Here is a 13,898-nt window from a genome sequence, read left to right on the forward strand (position 1 = left end):
TCCCTACTCCGCCGCTACTGCGTGGCCCGCAAACGAGCCGCGACGTGAACGATACTGGGCGATGCGGTCCTCGATCTCGTGGCGGAAGTGCCGGATCAGGCCCTGCACGGGCCAGGCCGCCGCATCGCCGAGCGCGCAGATGGTGTGACCTTCGACCTGACCGGCCACGTCGAGCAGCAGGTCGATCTCGGAAGGGTCCGCCTCGCCGATGGCCATGCGCTCCAGCACGCGCCACATCCAGCCCGTGCCCTCGCGGCAGGGCGTGCACTGGCCACAGCTCTCATGCTTGTAGAAATAGCTGATGCGCGCGATGGCCTTCACCAGATCAGTGGACTGGTCCATCACGATCACCGCCGCCGTACCGAGGCCCGACTTCAGATCACGCAGGCTGTCAAAGTCCATCAGCGCGGTCTCGCACTGCTCGGCGGTGATCAGGGGCACGGACGAGCCGCCGGGAATGACCGCCTTGAGGTTGCCCCAGCCGCCGCGCACGCCGCCGCAGTGCTCCTCGAGCAGCTGGCGCAGCGGGATCGACATGGCTTCCTCGACATTGCACGGCCTGTTCACATGGCCCGAGATGCACATCAGCTTGGTGCCGGTGTTGTTCTGGCGACCGAAGCCGGCAAACCAGTCCGCACCCCGGCGAAGGATGGTGCCCACCACCGCGATCGACTCGACATTGTTCACCGTGGTCGGGCAGCCATAGAGCCCCGCTCCGGCCGGGAACGGCGGCTTGAGGCGCGGCTGGCCTTTCTTGCCCTCGAGGCTTTCGAGCAGCGCGGTCTCCTCGCCACAGATGTAGGCGCCCGCGCCGTGGTGCACATAGACGTCGAAGTCCCAGCCGTGCACGTTGTTCTTGCCGATCAGGCGGGCCTCATAGGCCTGGCGCACGGCTTCTTCCAGCACCTCGCGCTCGCGCACATATTCACCGCGCAGGTAAATGTAGCAGGCGTGGGCCTGCATGGCGAAGCTGGCGATCAGACAGCCCTCGATCAGCAGGTGCGGATCATGACGCATGATCTCGCGGTCCTTGCAGGTGCCCGGCTCGGACTCGTCGGCATTGACCACCAGATAGTGAGGCCGCTCGCGCACCTCCTTGGGCATGAACGACCACTTCAGCCCGGTCGGAAAGCCCGCGCCGCCACGCCCGCGCAGGCCAGAATTCTTGACCTGCTCGATCACCCAGTCGCGCCCGAGGGCAAGCATGTCGCCAGTGGCGTTCCACGCGCCGCGCTTCTTCGCGCCCTCAAGGCCCCAGTCGTGCAGGCCGTAAAGGTTGGTGAAGATGCGATCCTTGTCTTCGAGAATGCCGACCATGTTCAGCTAAGCTCTCCATGCCGTGCGGCGGCCTGTGCGTCGTGTCGTTCGAGGCCCATCACAGCCCCTCCTCGAGGTGGCGGCGATGATGACGGGTGCGGATCACCACGGCGGCGATGATCATAACCCAGCCCAGCAGAAGGGCCCCATAGCCCAGCGGCTGCATACCCGAAGGCAGGGCACCGCCCGGCTGCGCCATCCAGGTGATCGCCGCGCCGATCAGGATCAGCACCAGCCCCGCCAGCCGGTAGGGACGGCCCACGCCGCGCAGCTCGGCGCGATAGGCGGCCCGCCCCTGCTCGGTTTCGAGATCGTGGCGCGTGTTCATGCCTCGACCTTGCCCCTGGCGGACTTCTGCGGCGCATTGGGAAGCGTCTTGATCGGCCTGGCGGCCGAGCCGTCATAGAGCGCCGGATCGCTGAGCGTCAGGGCGCCGCCCTCGGGCTCGCTGGAGTGGCGCCCGGCGTAAGAGCCCGCCCTGGGCGCCTTGCCCGCCGCGAAGTCCTCGATGATGGCCTTGAGGCTCTCGGGCGTGAGATCCTCGTAGTAATAGTCGTTGATCTGGGCCATAGGCGCATTCACGCACGCGCCGAGGCACTCGACCTCCTGCCAGGTGAACTTGCCGTCCTTTGACACCGTGTCGCGCGGGCCGATGTGCTTTTCGCACACCTTCATCAGCTCGCCCGCGCCGCGCAGCATGCATGGCGTGGTGCCGCACACCTGGATCAGCGCGCTGGTGCCCACGGGCTCGAGCTGGAACATGGTGTAGAAGGTCGCCACCTCCAGCACCCGGATGTAGGGCATTCCCAGCAGGTCGCCGATGGCGCGGATGGCAGGCTCGCTGACCCAGCCTTCCTGCTTCTGCACCAGCCACAGCACGGGAATCACGGCGGACTGGCGGCGGTCATCCGGATATTTTGCGATCCACCACTGCGCCTTCTTCATCGTCTCCTTGGAGAAGGCGAAGCTCTCAGGCTGGATTTTGGCGAGACGACGAGCGCTCAACGGTCAACCTCCCCGAACACGATGTCGAGCGATCCCAGAATGGCCGAGACGTCCGCCAGCAGGTGCCCGCGGTTCATCCAGTCCATCGCCTGAAGGTGGCGGAAGCCCGGCGCGCTGATCTTGCAGCGATAGGGCTTGTTGGTGCCGTCCGACACCAGATAGACGCCGAACTCGCCCTTGGGCGCCTCGACGGCGGCATAGACCTCGCCCGGCGGGGTATGGAAGCCCTCGGTATAGAGCTTGAAGTGATGGATCAGGGCCTCCATCGAGCGCTTCATCTCGGCGCGGCGGGGTGGCACGACCTTGTTGTTCTCGACCATGACGGGGCCGGGGTTGGCGCGCAGGCGCTCAAGGCACTGCTCCATGATCCGCAGCGACTGGCGCATCTCCTCGACGCGGCACAGATAGCGGTCCCAGCAGTCGCCGTTCTTGCCGACCACGATGTCGAAATCCAGCTCGCCATAGCACTCGTAGGGCTGGGACTTGCGTAGATCCCAGGCCACGTTCGAACCGCGCAGCATCACGCCCGTGAAGCCCCAGGCAAACGCCTGCTCCTTGCTGACCACGCCGATGTCGACGTTGCGCTGCTTGAAGATGCGGTTCTCGGTGACGAGCTTCTCGATGTCGGCCAAAGCGGCGGGGAACTCGCGGCACCAGCGGCCGATGTCCTCGATCAGCTCCAGTGGCAAATCCTGATGCACGCCGCCGGGGCGGAAGTAGTTGGCGTGCAGGCGCGCCCCGCAGGCGCGCTCATAGAACACCATCAGCTTCTCGCGCTCCTCGAAGCCCCACAGCGGCGGGGTCAGGGCGCCGACGTCCATCGCCTGGGTGGTGATGTTCAGCAGGTGGTTCAGCACGCGCCCGATCTCGGAATAGAGCACGCGGATCAGCTGGGCGCGGTAGGGCACCTCGATGCCCAGCAGCTTCTCGATCGCCAGGCAGAAGGCGTGCTCCTGGTTCATCGGCGCCACATAGTCGAGGCGGTCGAAATAGGGCACGTTCTGAAGATAGGTGCGGGCCTCCATCAGCTTCTCGGTGCCGCGATGCAGCAGCCCGATATGCGGATCGACGCGCTCGACGATCTCGCCGTCGAGATCGAGCACCAGCCGCAGCACGCCGTGCGCCGCCGGGTGCTGAGGCCCGAAGTTGATGGTGAACTTGCGCTCGTCTTGCTGACGCGCCGCCGTCATGGCCAGAGGCTCGGTGGTGCTCTCGCTCATCAGCCCTGCCCTCCCGCCTTTTCATCGCCGGGCAGCACGCCGCGCGGCGTCATGCCTTCCCATGGCGACAGGAAGTCGAAGTTGCGGAACTCCTGGGTCAGCTTGACCGGCTCATAGACCACGCGCTTCTCGGCCTCGTCGTAGCGGACTTCGACATAGCCCGTCATGGGAAAGTCCTTGCGCAGCGGATGGCCCGAGAAGCCATAATCGGTCAGCAGGCGGCGCAGGTCCGGGTGATTGGCGAAGATCACGCCGTACATGTCGAATGCCTCGCGCTCGAACCAGCCGGCGGCCGGATAGACCTCGATGGCGCTGGGCACCGGCTGGTGCTCGTCGGTCGAGACCTTGACGCGCAGGCGCAGGTTCCGGGTCAGGGACAGCAGGTGATAGACCACCTCGAAGCGCTCGGCCCGCGCGGGATAGTCCACGCCGCACAGGTCGATCAGCTGCTGGAAGCCGAAGTCGTCGCGCAGGCGCGTGAGCACCTCAATGATCTGATCGCGCGTGGTCGTGAGGGTGAGTTCGCCATAGGCCAGCTCGGCCTGCACCGACAGGGCCGGGGCCAGCTCGTCGGAGAGCCGCTGAAGATCGGCGGAAACAGTGACGGCGCTCATCGCTGGATGGTCCCCGTGCGGCGGATCTTCTTCTGGAGCTGGAGCACCCCATACACCAGCGCCTCGGCGGTCGGCGGACAGCCGGGCACATAGATGTCCACCGGCACGATACGGTCACAGCCGCGCACCACGCTGTAGCTGTAGTGATAATAGCCGCCGCCGTTGGCACAGCTTCCCATGCTGATGACATAGCGCGGGTCGGGCATCTGGTCGTAGACCTTGCGCAGGGCGGGGGCCATCTTGTTGGTCAGGGTGCCCGCCACGATCATCACGTCCGACTGGCGCGGGCTGGCCCGCGGGGCAAAGCCGAAGCGCTCCAGATCATAGCGCGGCATCGACGCCTGCATCATCTCGACCGCGCAGCAGGCCAGACCGAAGGTCATCCACATCAGCGAGCCGGTGCGCGCCCAGGTGATGATGTCGTCGGCCGCGGCCACCAGAAAGCCGCGCTCTCCCAGCTCGCTCGAGACCTGCTCGAAGAAGGGGTCGTGGCGCTGGGGGTCATAGCCCTCGACACTCGCGCGGCCCGCGCCGCCATAGGGTGTGACTACTCCCATTCGAGCGCGCCCTTGTTCCATTCATAGATGAAGCCGACCGTCAGCACGCCCAGGAACACCACCATCGACCAGAAGGCGAAGATGGTCTCTGCGCGCGACAGGTCCATCATCGTCACCGCCCACGGAAAGAGGAAGGCCACCTCCAGGTCGAAGATGATGAACAGGATCGAGACCAGATAGAAACGCACATCGAACTTCATGCGCGCGTCGTCGAAGGCATTGAAACCGCACTCATAGGCCGAGAGCTTTTCGGAGTCGGGGTTCTTGGGCGCGATCACCCAGGCGGCGATCATGAAGCCCAGTCCCAGCGCCGTCGCTATGCCCGCAAAGACAACGATCGGCAGATATTCAAGCAGAAACTCAGTCATGAGACATCCCGTGGCCGCTCAAGGCCGTGGCCGCTGACGGTGCGGCGGAATCGAGGGCTTATTAGACCGATCAAACGCGCGGTTCAAACCCATGCGACAAAAGGATTTTGTGAGAATCATTCGCAACATATCGCCGATCACGGGTGCGGGAATGGACAGCCCGTCGCACCCTCGTCATAGTCCGGCCCGCGGACAGGTCGCCATCAGTGCCAAGAAGCCGGTTCGCACAAGGCTCTAGCGCAGTTCAACAGCGTGATTTCGTCGGGAGAGGGACGCTCATGGGTATCGGCAATATGCTACTGAACGGGGTGGAGAAGGTCGGCAACCGACTGCCCGATCCCGTCTTCATCTTCGTGTGGCTGATCGTTGGCCTGATGGCCATCAGCGTGTTCGGAGCCTCTGCCGGCTGGTCGGCGGTCAACCCCGTCACCAATGAGGCGATCGTCGCCCAGAGCCTGTTCGCCAGCGAGAATCTGCGGCGGCTGTTCGAGGAGATGCCGCGCACGCTCACAGGCTTTGCCCCGCTGGGCTATGTGCTGGTGGTGATGCTGGGCGCGGGCGTGGCCGAGCGCACGGGTCTGTTCTCCTCGGCCATGAAGGCGGCGGTTCGCAAGGCGCCCGTCGCCCTGCTGACCCCTGTGGTGATCTTCACCGGCATCGTGGCCAACCACGCGGCGGATGCGGCCTATGTTGTGCTGATCCCGCTGGCGGCGGCGCTGTTCGCGGCTGCCGGGCGCAATCCCATCGCCGGTCTGGCCGCAGGCTTCGCCGGTGTGTCGGGCGGCTTTTCGGCCAACATCCTTCCCGGTCAGCTCGATGCGCTGCTGCTGGGCCTGACCGAGCCTGCCGCCCAGATCATCGATCCCAGCTTTTCGATCAATCTGGCGGGCAACTGGTATTTCATCAGCGCCATGACCCTGCTGTTCGTGCCGCTTGGCTGGTGGGTCACGGACAAGATCGTCGAGCCGCGCCTCGGGCCGTGGCAGCCCATCGAGGGCGCACCGATCCAGGAAGCCGAGGCTCCCCTCGAGAAGCGCGAGATTCGCGGCCTGTGGGCTGCGGGCCTTGCCGCCCTGCTGGTGGTGGGCCTGATGGCGTGGCTGGTGCTGTCGCCCAATGCGCCGCTCTATGACACCACGGCCGAGACCACGCCGGGCGCGCTGCAACCGTTCTTCCACTCGCTGGTAGCCGCCTTCTTCCTGCTGTTCCTGCTCACGGGCGTGGCCTATGGCGTCATGGCCGGGACGGTGAAGAATCACCGCGACATCGTGCGCATGACCTCCCAGGCCATGTCCGACATGGGCCCCTACATCGTGCTCGCCTTCGTCGCGGCGCACTTCGTGGCACTGTTCAACTGGTCGAACCTCGGGGCGATCATGGCGATCATGGGTGCCGAGCAGATCCGCCTTCTGTCGGGCATCGAGCCGGGCTCCACCGATCCCATCGGCGCGGGCCAGATCTTCATGATCCTGATGCTGATCGTGTTCGTGGCGGGCTTCATCAACATCTTCGTCGGCTCGGCCTCGGCCAAGTGGGCGTTCCTGGCCCCGATCCTGGTGCCCATGCTGATGCTGGTGGGTGTCAGCCCCTACATGACGACCGCTGCCTACCGGATGGGCGATTCGACCACCAACATCATCACGCCGCTGATGGTCTATTTCCCGCTGGTGCTGACCTTCGCCCAGCGCTGGGTGCGTGATTTCGGGCTCGGCAGCCTGATGGCCGTGATGCTGCCCTATACGATCGTCTTCTCCATCGTGGGTGCGATCATGACGGGCCTGTGGGCCGCAGCGGGCCTCGCGCTCGGGCCGGGAGAGGGCGTGCAGTACACCGCTCCCGCCCCTGCCGAAGCGGTGCAGCCGGCCAATCCGGTCGGCCCTGCCGCACCGGTCGAGCCTGCCACTGACGGGCCGCTGGAACCGGCAGCGCCGCCCGCGCGCTGATGGTGCTTGACACGCTGGTGAGGGGTGCCTAAACGACGCCCCTCACCACGGCGCCACCGGGCGCCGCCAGGGAACTGCGGGTGTAGCTCAGTTGGTTAGAGTGCCGGCCTGTCACGCCGGAGGTCGCGGGTTCGAGCCCCGTCACTCGCGCCAGTTCCCCCTGTGATCTTCAGCGAAAATCCGAACACAAGGTCCGGCCCGCCGGACAACTGCCGAAAGCGCCGCTGCCCCCTGCGCGCGCAGCATTCGACGCTGCCCTGGCCTTCCGGCTCTGTCTGCTCTCCTCTTCGATCAAATCGCCTGTCGGGGCGAGGCCCTGCGCTTCTGCTGTGGGCGGATTGGTGCCGCGCTTGAACTCGGCGGCGTCGGGGCCACATAGTTTAATGAACAAGAGCCGTTGAATCGGCGTGCCGGGACCGCGCTTCGACGCCAAGTCGCTGCCGGTCCGATGCCCGAAAGGGAACGCGATGCACGCCGATGGAGTAGTGCATCATCATGACTGAACCCCGCATCCTGCCCGTCCTGCCCCTTCGGGACATCGTCGTCTTCCCGCACATGGTCGTGCCGCTGTTCGTCGGACGCGAGAAGTCCGTGAAGGCCCTCGACGAGGTGATGCAGGCCGACAAGGCGATCCTGCTGGCCACCCAGAAGAATTCGTCGGACGACGATCCCGCGCCGGGCGACATCTACAGCGTGGGTGTCATCGCTACCGTGCTGCAACTGCTCAAACTGCCCGACGGCACGGTCAAGGTGCTGGTCGAGGGCGTGCAGCGCGCGCGCCTGACCCGGTTCACCGAGCGCGAGGAATACTATGAGGCTGAATCGGTCCGGCTGGAGGACGAGTCCGGCGCCGAGCACGAGGTCGAGGCCCTGTCGCGCGCGGTGGTCGAACAGTTCGAGTCCTACGTCAAGCTGAACAAGAAAATCCCACCCGAGGCCCTCAGCTCGATCCCCCAGATCGCCGATCCGTCCAAGCTGGCCGACTCGGTCGCCGCGCACCTTTCGGTGAAGATCGCCGACAAGCAGGCCCTGCTCGAGACCGTGGCCGTGCCCCGGCGCTTGGAACAGGTCTATGGCCTGATGGAGGGCGAGATCTCGGTCCTGCAGGTCGAGAAGAAGATCCGCTCGCGCGTCAAGCGCCAGATGGAGAAGACCCAGCGCGAGTACTACCTCAACGAACAGATGAAGGCGATCCAGCGCGAGCTGGGCGAGACCGACGACGCGCGCGACGAGCTGATCGAGCTGGAGGCGCGCATCCGCAAGACGCGCCTTTCAAAGGAGGCGCGCACCAAGGCTGAGGCGGAGCTGAAGAAGCTGCGCAACATGAGCCCCATGTCGGCCGAGTCCACCGTCGTGCGAAACTATCTGGACTGGCTGCTGTCGATCCCGTGGGGCAAGGCGCGCACAAAGGCCATCGATCTGGACAAGGCCGAGGAAATCCTCGAGGCCGATCACTATGGCCTTGAGAAGGTCAAGGAACGCATTCTCGATTATCTGGCGGTTCAGGCCCGCACCGGCAGCCTGAAAGGTCCGATCCTGTGCCTGGTCGGACCGCCGGGCGTGGGCAAGACCTCGCTGGGCCGCTCCATCGCCAAGTCGACCAATCGCGAGTTCGTGCGGATGTCGCTGGGCGGGGTGCGCGATGAGTCCGAGATCCGTGGCCACCGGCGCACCTACATCGGCTCCATGCCGGGCAAGATCATCCAGTCGATGAAGAAGGCCAAAACCACCAACGCCTTCATCCTGCTCGACGAGATCGACAAGCTCGGTGCCGACTGGCGCGGCGACCCCTCCTCCGCCCTGCTCGAAGTCCTGGACCCGGCCCAGAACTCGACCTTCAACGATCACTATCTGGAGGTGGACTACGACCTGTCGCAGGTCATGTTCGTCACCACGGCCAACTCGCTCAACATGCCCCAGCCGCTGCTGGACCGCATGGAGATCATCCGCATCTCGGGCTACACCGAGGACGAGAAGGTCGAGATCGCCAAGCGGCACATCCTGCCCAAGCTGGCCAAGGATCACGGGCTGAAGGACGGCGAGTGGATCGTGCCCGATCAGGCCATCCGCGACCTGATCCGCTATTACACCCGCGAGGCGGGCGTGCGCTCGCTGGAGCGGGAACTGGGTCGCCTGGCCCGCAAGGCGGTGCGCGACATGGCCCGCGAAAAGCTGCTCAGCGTCACCATCGATGACGAGCGCCTCGCGCGCTATGCGGGCGTGCGCAAGTATCGCTATGGCGAGACGGACGAGACCGATCAGGTCGGCATCGTCACGGGCCTGGCCTGGACCGAGTTCGGCGGCGACATCCTCACCATCGAGGCGGTGCGTATGCCCGGCAAGGGGCGCATGAACATCACCGGCAACCTCAAGGACGTGATGAAGGAGTCGATCTCGGCTGCTGCGTCCTATGTGCGTGCGCGCTCGGTCAGCTTTGGCATCAAGCCTCCGCTGTTCGAAAAGGTCGATGTGCACGTCCATGTGCCCGACGGCGCAACGCCAAAGGACGGGCCGTCCGCGGGCGTGGCCATGGTCACGGCCATGGTCTCGGTGCTGACCGGCATTCCCATCCGCAAGGACGTGGCCATGACCGGCGAGATCACCCTGCGCGGACGCGTCACGGCCATCGGCGGCCTGAAGGAGAAGCTGCTCGCCGCCATGCGCTCCAATCTCAAGACCGTGCTCATCCCCGAGGAGAACGCCAGGGATCTGGCCGAAATCCCCGAGAACGTGAAGTCGGCGCTCGAGATCATCCCGGTTTCGACCGTCGATGAGGTGCTGAGCCACGCCCTGGTGCGCAAGCCCGAGCCCATCGAGTGGGACGAGGAGGCCGAGCCCATGCCCCCTCCCTCCCCTGCCGATGACGGCGGAGCGCCCCTCGCGCACTGAAATCCGGTGGAAAACCGCACAAAAAGGCGGCCTGCGGGCTTGCGGGCCGCCTTTCCCTTTTGACGCAAGGGAATTTCCGCCCATAGTCACATCATGCAGCGAGCGGTCGAATCGTCTTCGGGCGGAGGGCCTGCCTGCAATAGGGCTGGAGATAAACAATGACGACAAAAGCTGAACTGATTGCCGCCATGGCCGACGGTGCGGGCATCACCCGCGATCAGGCCAAGAAGGCGCTCGACGCCTTCACCCAGACGGTCGAATCCTCGCTCAAGTCCGGCAAGGACGTGCGCCTGGTGGGCTTTGGCACCTTTGCGGTGAGCGAGCGCAAGGCCGGTATGGCCCGCAATCCGCGCACCGGCGAGAGCGTGCATCGCCCGGCTTCCAAGACCGCGCGCTTCCGCGTGGGCGAGGGCCTGAAGACCGCTCTCAACGGCTGACAGGACCCGCCTGAACACAGGCTCGAAAGAGGCGTGGGCTATCGCAGCCCGCGCCTTTTTTGTATGGGAGCGCACGCGCCACCCTGCGCCCTGTTTTTGATTGGTTCGATGGGCAGCTAGCTCAGCTGGTTAGAGCACCTCGTTTACACCGAGGGGGTCGGGGGTTCGAATCCCTCGCTGCCTACCATCGACCCTTACCATCGCTTCTCGTGAAGCTGGCGCAGGACGCCCGGCAGCAGGTCCGGCAGGTCTTCGGCCGTCAGACCCGGGCCGAAGCTGTCCGCCGCGCGCGCGTGCATCCAGACCGCCGCCGAGGCCGCATCGAAGCCCGGCACGCCCTGTGCCAGCAGACCGCCGATCAGACCGGCCAGCACGTCGCCCGTGCCCGCCGTGGCCAGCCAGGGCGAGCCGCCCCTGTTGACGCGCAAGCCCCCCGCCGGGCTGGCGATCAGGCTGTCGTGGCCCTTGAGCACCACGGTGGCATTGGCCTGTTCTGCGGCGCTGCAAACGGCACGTTCGCGGCCCTCAGCGGCCAGCAGACCGGGAAACAGGCGCTCGAACTCGCCCTCATGCGGGGTGAGCACATCGTCCTGATCGAGCACGGCATACAGGGCGGCGGCCTCGCCCTCGAACACCGAGAGCGCATCGGCATCGACCACCAGCGCTGCGCCCGTTCGCGACAGGGCGGTCAGATTGGCACGGGTGCGCGCGTCGAGCCCTGCGGCAGGGCCGATCACTATGGCATCCAGCGGCCGGGCCAGAGCCTCCAGCGTCTCGATGTTCTCGAAGCTCGACAGCATGATGGCTTCGAGCGCAGGGGCCAGGGCGGGTATGGCCTCGGGCGGCGCCAGCACCCGCACCAGACCCGCACCCGCGCGCAGACCCGCCCGCGCCGCCAGCCGTGCCGCCCCCGTGCTGGTCAGCCCGCCAGAAATCACCCCGAGACGCCCGCGATTGTGCTTGTGGGTCTGCGGTCCCGGCCAGCGAAGCAAGCCAGCCCACAGAGGCGGTGCGTTGGGCTCTGCTGTTACTCTCATGTCGCCGTGCCCCCGGAATCGTCCGCGTGCGGAGCCATGTTTTTCGCAAAGGGGCTTGCCTTATGCTGCAATGCAATGTCCCATCTGTGCCCGAGCAGATCGCGCCGCATCACGGGCGCGCTTCGGGGTTGTCATGAAAAAAGTCGAAGCCGTCATTAAGCCCTTCAAGCTGGATGAGGTCAAAGAGGCGCTTCAGGAAATCGGCGTCCAGGGCATGACGGTCATCGAGGCCAAGGGCTACGGGCGACAGAAGGGGCACTCCGAGCTATACCGCGGCGCCGAATACGTCATCGATTTCCTTCCCAAGATCAAACTCGAGATCGTCGTGACCGACGACCAGCTCGACCCCGTCATCGAGGCCATCGCCACGGTCGCGCGCACCGGCAAGATCGGCGACGGCAAGATCTTCGTCACCCCCGTCGAGCGGGTCATCCGCATCCGCACCGGCGAGACCGACAACCAGGCCCTTTAGAGTATCACCGGCCGCCTGACGGCGGCCGGCCCCGCGTCCTCCCTCCCCGCAACGACCAGATCAGGACCACCACCCATGAGCGCCAAGGCCATTCTCGACGAAATCAAGTCGAAGGAGGTCCGCTACGTCGACCTTCGCTTCACCGACATCCGCGGCAAGCTTCAGCACGTGACCTTTGACGTCGACCTCGTGGACGAGGACTTCCTCGAGGAAGGCACCATGTTCGACGGCAGTTCGATCTCGGGCTGGAAGGCGATCAACGAGTCGGACATGCTGCTCAAGCCCGACCTGTCGAGCGCGATCATCGACCCGTTCTATCAGCAGACCACCCTGGCGCTGTTCTGTGACGTGCTGAACCCCGACACGGGCGAGCCCTACAACCGCGATCCGCGCTCCATGGCCAAGAAGGCGCTGGCCTATGTCCAGTCGTCGGGCGTCGGCGATCAGGTCTATTTCGGCCCCGAGGCCGAGTTCTTCGTCTTCGACGACGTGCGCTGGTCGACCGCGCCCGAGAACACCGCCTATGCCTTCGATTCCGTCGAGCTGCCGTCGAACACCGGACGCATCTATCCCGAGGGCAACATGGGCCACCGGCCCGGCCCCAAGGGCGGCTATTTCCCGGTCAATCCGGTTGATTCGGGCCAGGACCTGCGCGGCGAGATGCTGGCCGTCATGGCCGAGCTGGGCATGCAGCCCGAAAAGCACCACCACGAGGTCGCCCCCGCCCAGCACGAGCTGGGGCTGAAGTTCTCGGACCTGCTGACCATGGCCGACCGGCTGCAGCTCTACAAGTATGTGATCCACAATGTGGCGGCGGCCTATGGCAAGTCGGCCACCTTCATGGCCAAGCCCATGTTCGCGGACAACGGCTCGGGCATGCACGTTCACCAGTCGATCTGGAAGGACGGCAAGCCCCTGTTCGCAGGCGACAAATACGCAGGCCTGTCCGAGATGTGCCTGTGGTACATCGGCGGCATCATCAAGCACGCCAAGGCGATCAACGCCTTCGCCAACTCGACCACCAACTCCTACAAGCGCCTGGTGCCCGGCTACGAGGCCCCGGTGAAGCTGGCCTATTCTTCGCGCAACCGCTCGGCGTCGATCCGTATTCCGTGGGTGTCCTCGCCCAAGGCCAAGCGCATCGAGGCCCGCTTCCCCGACGCCATGGGCAACCCCTACCTGACGTTCGTGGCCCTGCTGATGGCCGGTCTGGACGGCATCGAGAACCGCATCGATCCGGGCGCGGCGGCGGACAAGAACCTCTATGACCTGCCGCCTCAGGAGCGCAAGGACATCCCCGAGGTCTGCGGCAGCCTGCGCGAGGCGCTGGAGAATCTCGACAAGGACCGCGCCTTCCTCAAGCGCGGCGGCGTCATGGATGACGACTTCATCGACTCCTACATCGAGCTGAAGATGGAGGAGGTCATGCGCCTGCAACTGCATCCGCACCCGGTCGAATTCGACATGTACTACAAGTGCTGACGTGAGCGATCCGGTCCGCCCTGCCCGACACACCGAGGAGGCCCTGATCGCGGCCACCGGGCGCGGCTGGGCGGACTGGAAGCGCGCGCTGGAACAGGCCGGCGCAGGCGCGCTGTCTCATGCCCGGATCGTGCACCTGCTGGCCGAAGGCCACGGCGTGCCGGGCTGGTGGGCGCAAGCCCTGACCGTCCGCTTCGAACAGGAGACCGGCCTGCGCGCGCCGGGCCAGAGCTGTCGCGGCGATTTTCAGGCCAGCGCCTCGCGCACCATGGCCGGCGATCTCGATGAGGTGTTCGCCCGCGTCTGTGCGCACCTGGCGCCGCTGGACGCGCTGGATGGCTGTTCGTTTGCCGCACCGGCAGAGACATCGGCCACCGAAAAGTGGCGTTACTGGAAGGCGCGCCTTGCCGACGGAAGCCGCGCAACCGTGCACCTGAGCCTCAAGTCTCCGGGCAAGGTCGGGGTGGGCGTCAGCCACGAAAAGCTGGATGATCCCGAGGCCGTCGCACGCTGGAAGGCATGGTGGAAACAGACGCTGGGCGCGATGTAAGGCGCCG

General features: G+C 65.6%; 14 protein-coding genes and 2 tRNA genes. 8 read left to right on the forward strand and 8 right to left on the reverse strand.

Going from position 1 to position 13,898, the window contains the following annotated elements; translation table 11 throughout:
- Nucleotides 1–3: 3 nt before the first annotated feature.
- From nuoF to ACK4E3_RS01860, 7 genes are read right to left on the reverse strand one after another with little or no spacing between them, the layout of a single operon-like run.
- Complete coding sequence (nuoF, locus tag ACK4E3_RS01830) at nucleotides 4–1,317, reverse strand: NADH-quinone oxidoreductase subunit NuoF (protein WP_409695504.1); 1,314 nt, start codon at nucleotides 1,315–1,317, stop codon at nucleotides 4–6.
- 58 nt (nucleotides 1,318–1,375) lie between these two features.
- Nucleotides 1,376–1,645 carry a hypothetical protein gene (locus tag ACK4E3_RS01835; RefSeq protein WP_409695507.1) on the reverse strand — a complete coding sequence of 90 codons (270 nt, stop codon included), beginning with the start codon at nucleotides 1,643–1,645 and terminating at the stop codon, nucleotides 1,376–1,378.
- The gene (nuoE, locus tag ACK4E3_RS01840) at nucleotides 1,642–2,322 is read right to left on the reverse strand and encodes an NADH-quinone oxidoreductase subunit NuoE (RefSeq protein ID WP_409695510.1); all 681 of its coding nucleotides are present in this window, start codon (nucleotides 2,320–2,322) and stop codon (nucleotides 1,642–1,644) included. Before nuoE ends, ACK4E3_RS01835 begins: the two co-directional genes overlap by 4 nt.
- Nucleotides 2,319–3,542 carry an NADH-quinone oxidoreductase subunit D gene (locus ACK4E3_RS01845; protein WP_409695513.1) on the reverse strand — a complete coding sequence of 408 codons (1,224 nt, stop codon included), beginning with the start codon at nucleotides 3,540–3,542 and terminating at the stop codon, nucleotides 2,319–2,321. Before ACK4E3_RS01845 ends, nuoE begins: the two co-directional genes overlap by 4 nt.
- Nucleotides 3,542–4,156 carry an NADH-quinone oxidoreductase subunit C gene (locus tag ACK4E3_RS01850; RefSeq protein WP_409695516.1) on the reverse strand — a complete coding sequence of 205 codons (615 nt, stop codon included), beginning with the start codon at nucleotides 4,154–4,156 and terminating at the stop codon, nucleotides 3,542–3,544. The genes ACK4E3_RS01845 and ACK4E3_RS01850 overlap by 1 nt, the downstream gene beginning before the upstream one ends.
- Nucleotides 4,153–4,734 carry a NuoB/complex I 20 kDa subunit family protein gene (locus ACK4E3_RS01855; protein WP_409695519.1) on the reverse strand — a complete coding sequence of 194 codons (582 nt, stop codon included), beginning with the start codon at nucleotides 4,732–4,734 and terminating at the stop codon, nucleotides 4,153–4,155. Before ACK4E3_RS01855 ends, ACK4E3_RS01850 begins: the two co-directional genes overlap by 4 nt.
- Nucleotides 4,704–5,081, reverse strand: coding sequence for an NADH-quinone oxidoreductase subunit A (locus ACK4E3_RS01860; RefSeq protein WP_409695523.1), 378 nt, complete (start codon nucleotides 5,079–5,081; stop codon nucleotides 4,704–4,706). The genes ACK4E3_RS01855 and ACK4E3_RS01860 overlap by 31 nt, the downstream gene beginning before the upstream one ends.
- Before the next feature lie 278 nt (nucleotides 5,082–5,359).
- Between ACK4E3_RS01860 and ACK4E3_RS01865 the strand changes: the two genes are divergently transcribed.
- The 5 genes from ACK4E3_RS01865 (at nucleotide 5,360) to ACK4E3_RS01885 (ending at nucleotide 10,537) form a co-directional block, all read left to right on the forward strand.
- Nucleotides 5,360–7,024: an AbgT family transporter gene (locus ACK4E3_RS01865; RefSeq protein ID WP_409695526.1), complete on the forward strand. Its 1,665-nt coding sequence runs from the start codon at nucleotides 5,360–5,362 to the stop codon at nucleotides 7,022–7,024.
- Nucleotides 7,025–7,100: 76 nt separating this feature from the next.
- Nucleotides 7,101–7,177: transfer RNA gene (locus tag ACK4E3_RS01870), tRNA-Asp, on the forward strand.
- Nucleotides 7,178–7,519: 342 nt separating this feature from the next.
- On the forward strand, nucleotides 7,520–9,913 hold the full coding sequence (gene lon, locus ACK4E3_RS01875) for an endopeptidase La (protein ID WP_409695529.1): 2,394 nt from the start codon (nucleotides 7,520–7,522) through the stop codon (nucleotides 9,911–9,913).
- 158 nt (nucleotides 9,914–10,071) lie between these two features.
- Nucleotides 10,072–10,350: an HU family DNA-binding protein gene (locus ACK4E3_RS01880; protein WP_409695531.1), complete on the forward strand. Its 279-nt coding sequence runs from the start codon at nucleotides 10,072–10,074 to the stop codon at nucleotides 10,348–10,350.
- Nucleotides 10,351–10,460: 110 nt separating this feature from the next.
- Nucleotides 10,461–10,537 (forward strand) — tRNA-Val (locus tag ACK4E3_RS01885).
- 7 nt (nucleotides 10,538–10,544) lie between these two features.
- On the opposite strand, the gene ACK4E3_RS01890 is transcribed toward ACK4E3_RS01885, so the two are convergent.
- Nucleotides 10,545–11,342, reverse strand: a complete 798-nt coding sequence (locus ACK4E3_RS01890) for an NAD(P)H-hydrate dehydratase (RefSeq protein ID WP_409695534.1) — start codon at nucleotides 11,340–11,342, stop codon at nucleotides 10,545–10,547.
- A 178-nt stretch (nucleotides 11,343–11,520) separates the two neighbouring features.
- Between ACK4E3_RS01890 and ACK4E3_RS01895 the strand changes: the two genes are divergently transcribed.
- The 3 genes from ACK4E3_RS01895 to ACK4E3_RS01905 all read left to right on the forward strand — a co-directional run bounded on the left by ACK4E3_RS01895 (nucleotide 11,521) and on the right by ACK4E3_RS01905 (nucleotide 13,891).
- Complete coding sequence (locus ACK4E3_RS01895) at nucleotides 11,521–11,859, forward strand: P-II family nitrogen regulator (protein ID WP_409695537.1); 339 nt, start codon at nucleotides 11,521–11,523, stop codon at nucleotides 11,857–11,859.
- Between the two features lie 75 nt (nucleotides 11,860–11,934).
- Entirely contained in the window at nucleotides 11,935–13,341 is a 1,407-nt protein-coding gene (glnA, locus tag ACK4E3_RS01900; protein ID WP_409695542.1) for a type I glutamate--ammonia ligase, read from the forward strand.
- Nucleotide 13,342: 1 nt separating this feature from the next.
- Nucleotides 13,343–13,891, forward strand: a complete 549-nt coding sequence (locus ACK4E3_RS01905; RefSeq protein ID WP_409695545.1) for a hypothetical protein — start codon at nucleotides 13,343–13,345, stop codon at nucleotides 13,889–13,891.
- Nucleotides 13,892–13,898: the final 7 nt, after the last annotated feature.

The organism is Brevundimonas sp., from assembly GCF_046299595.1.
Classification (GTDB): Bacteria; Pseudomonadota; Alphaproteobacteria; order Caulobacterales; family Caulobacteraceae; genus Brevundimonas.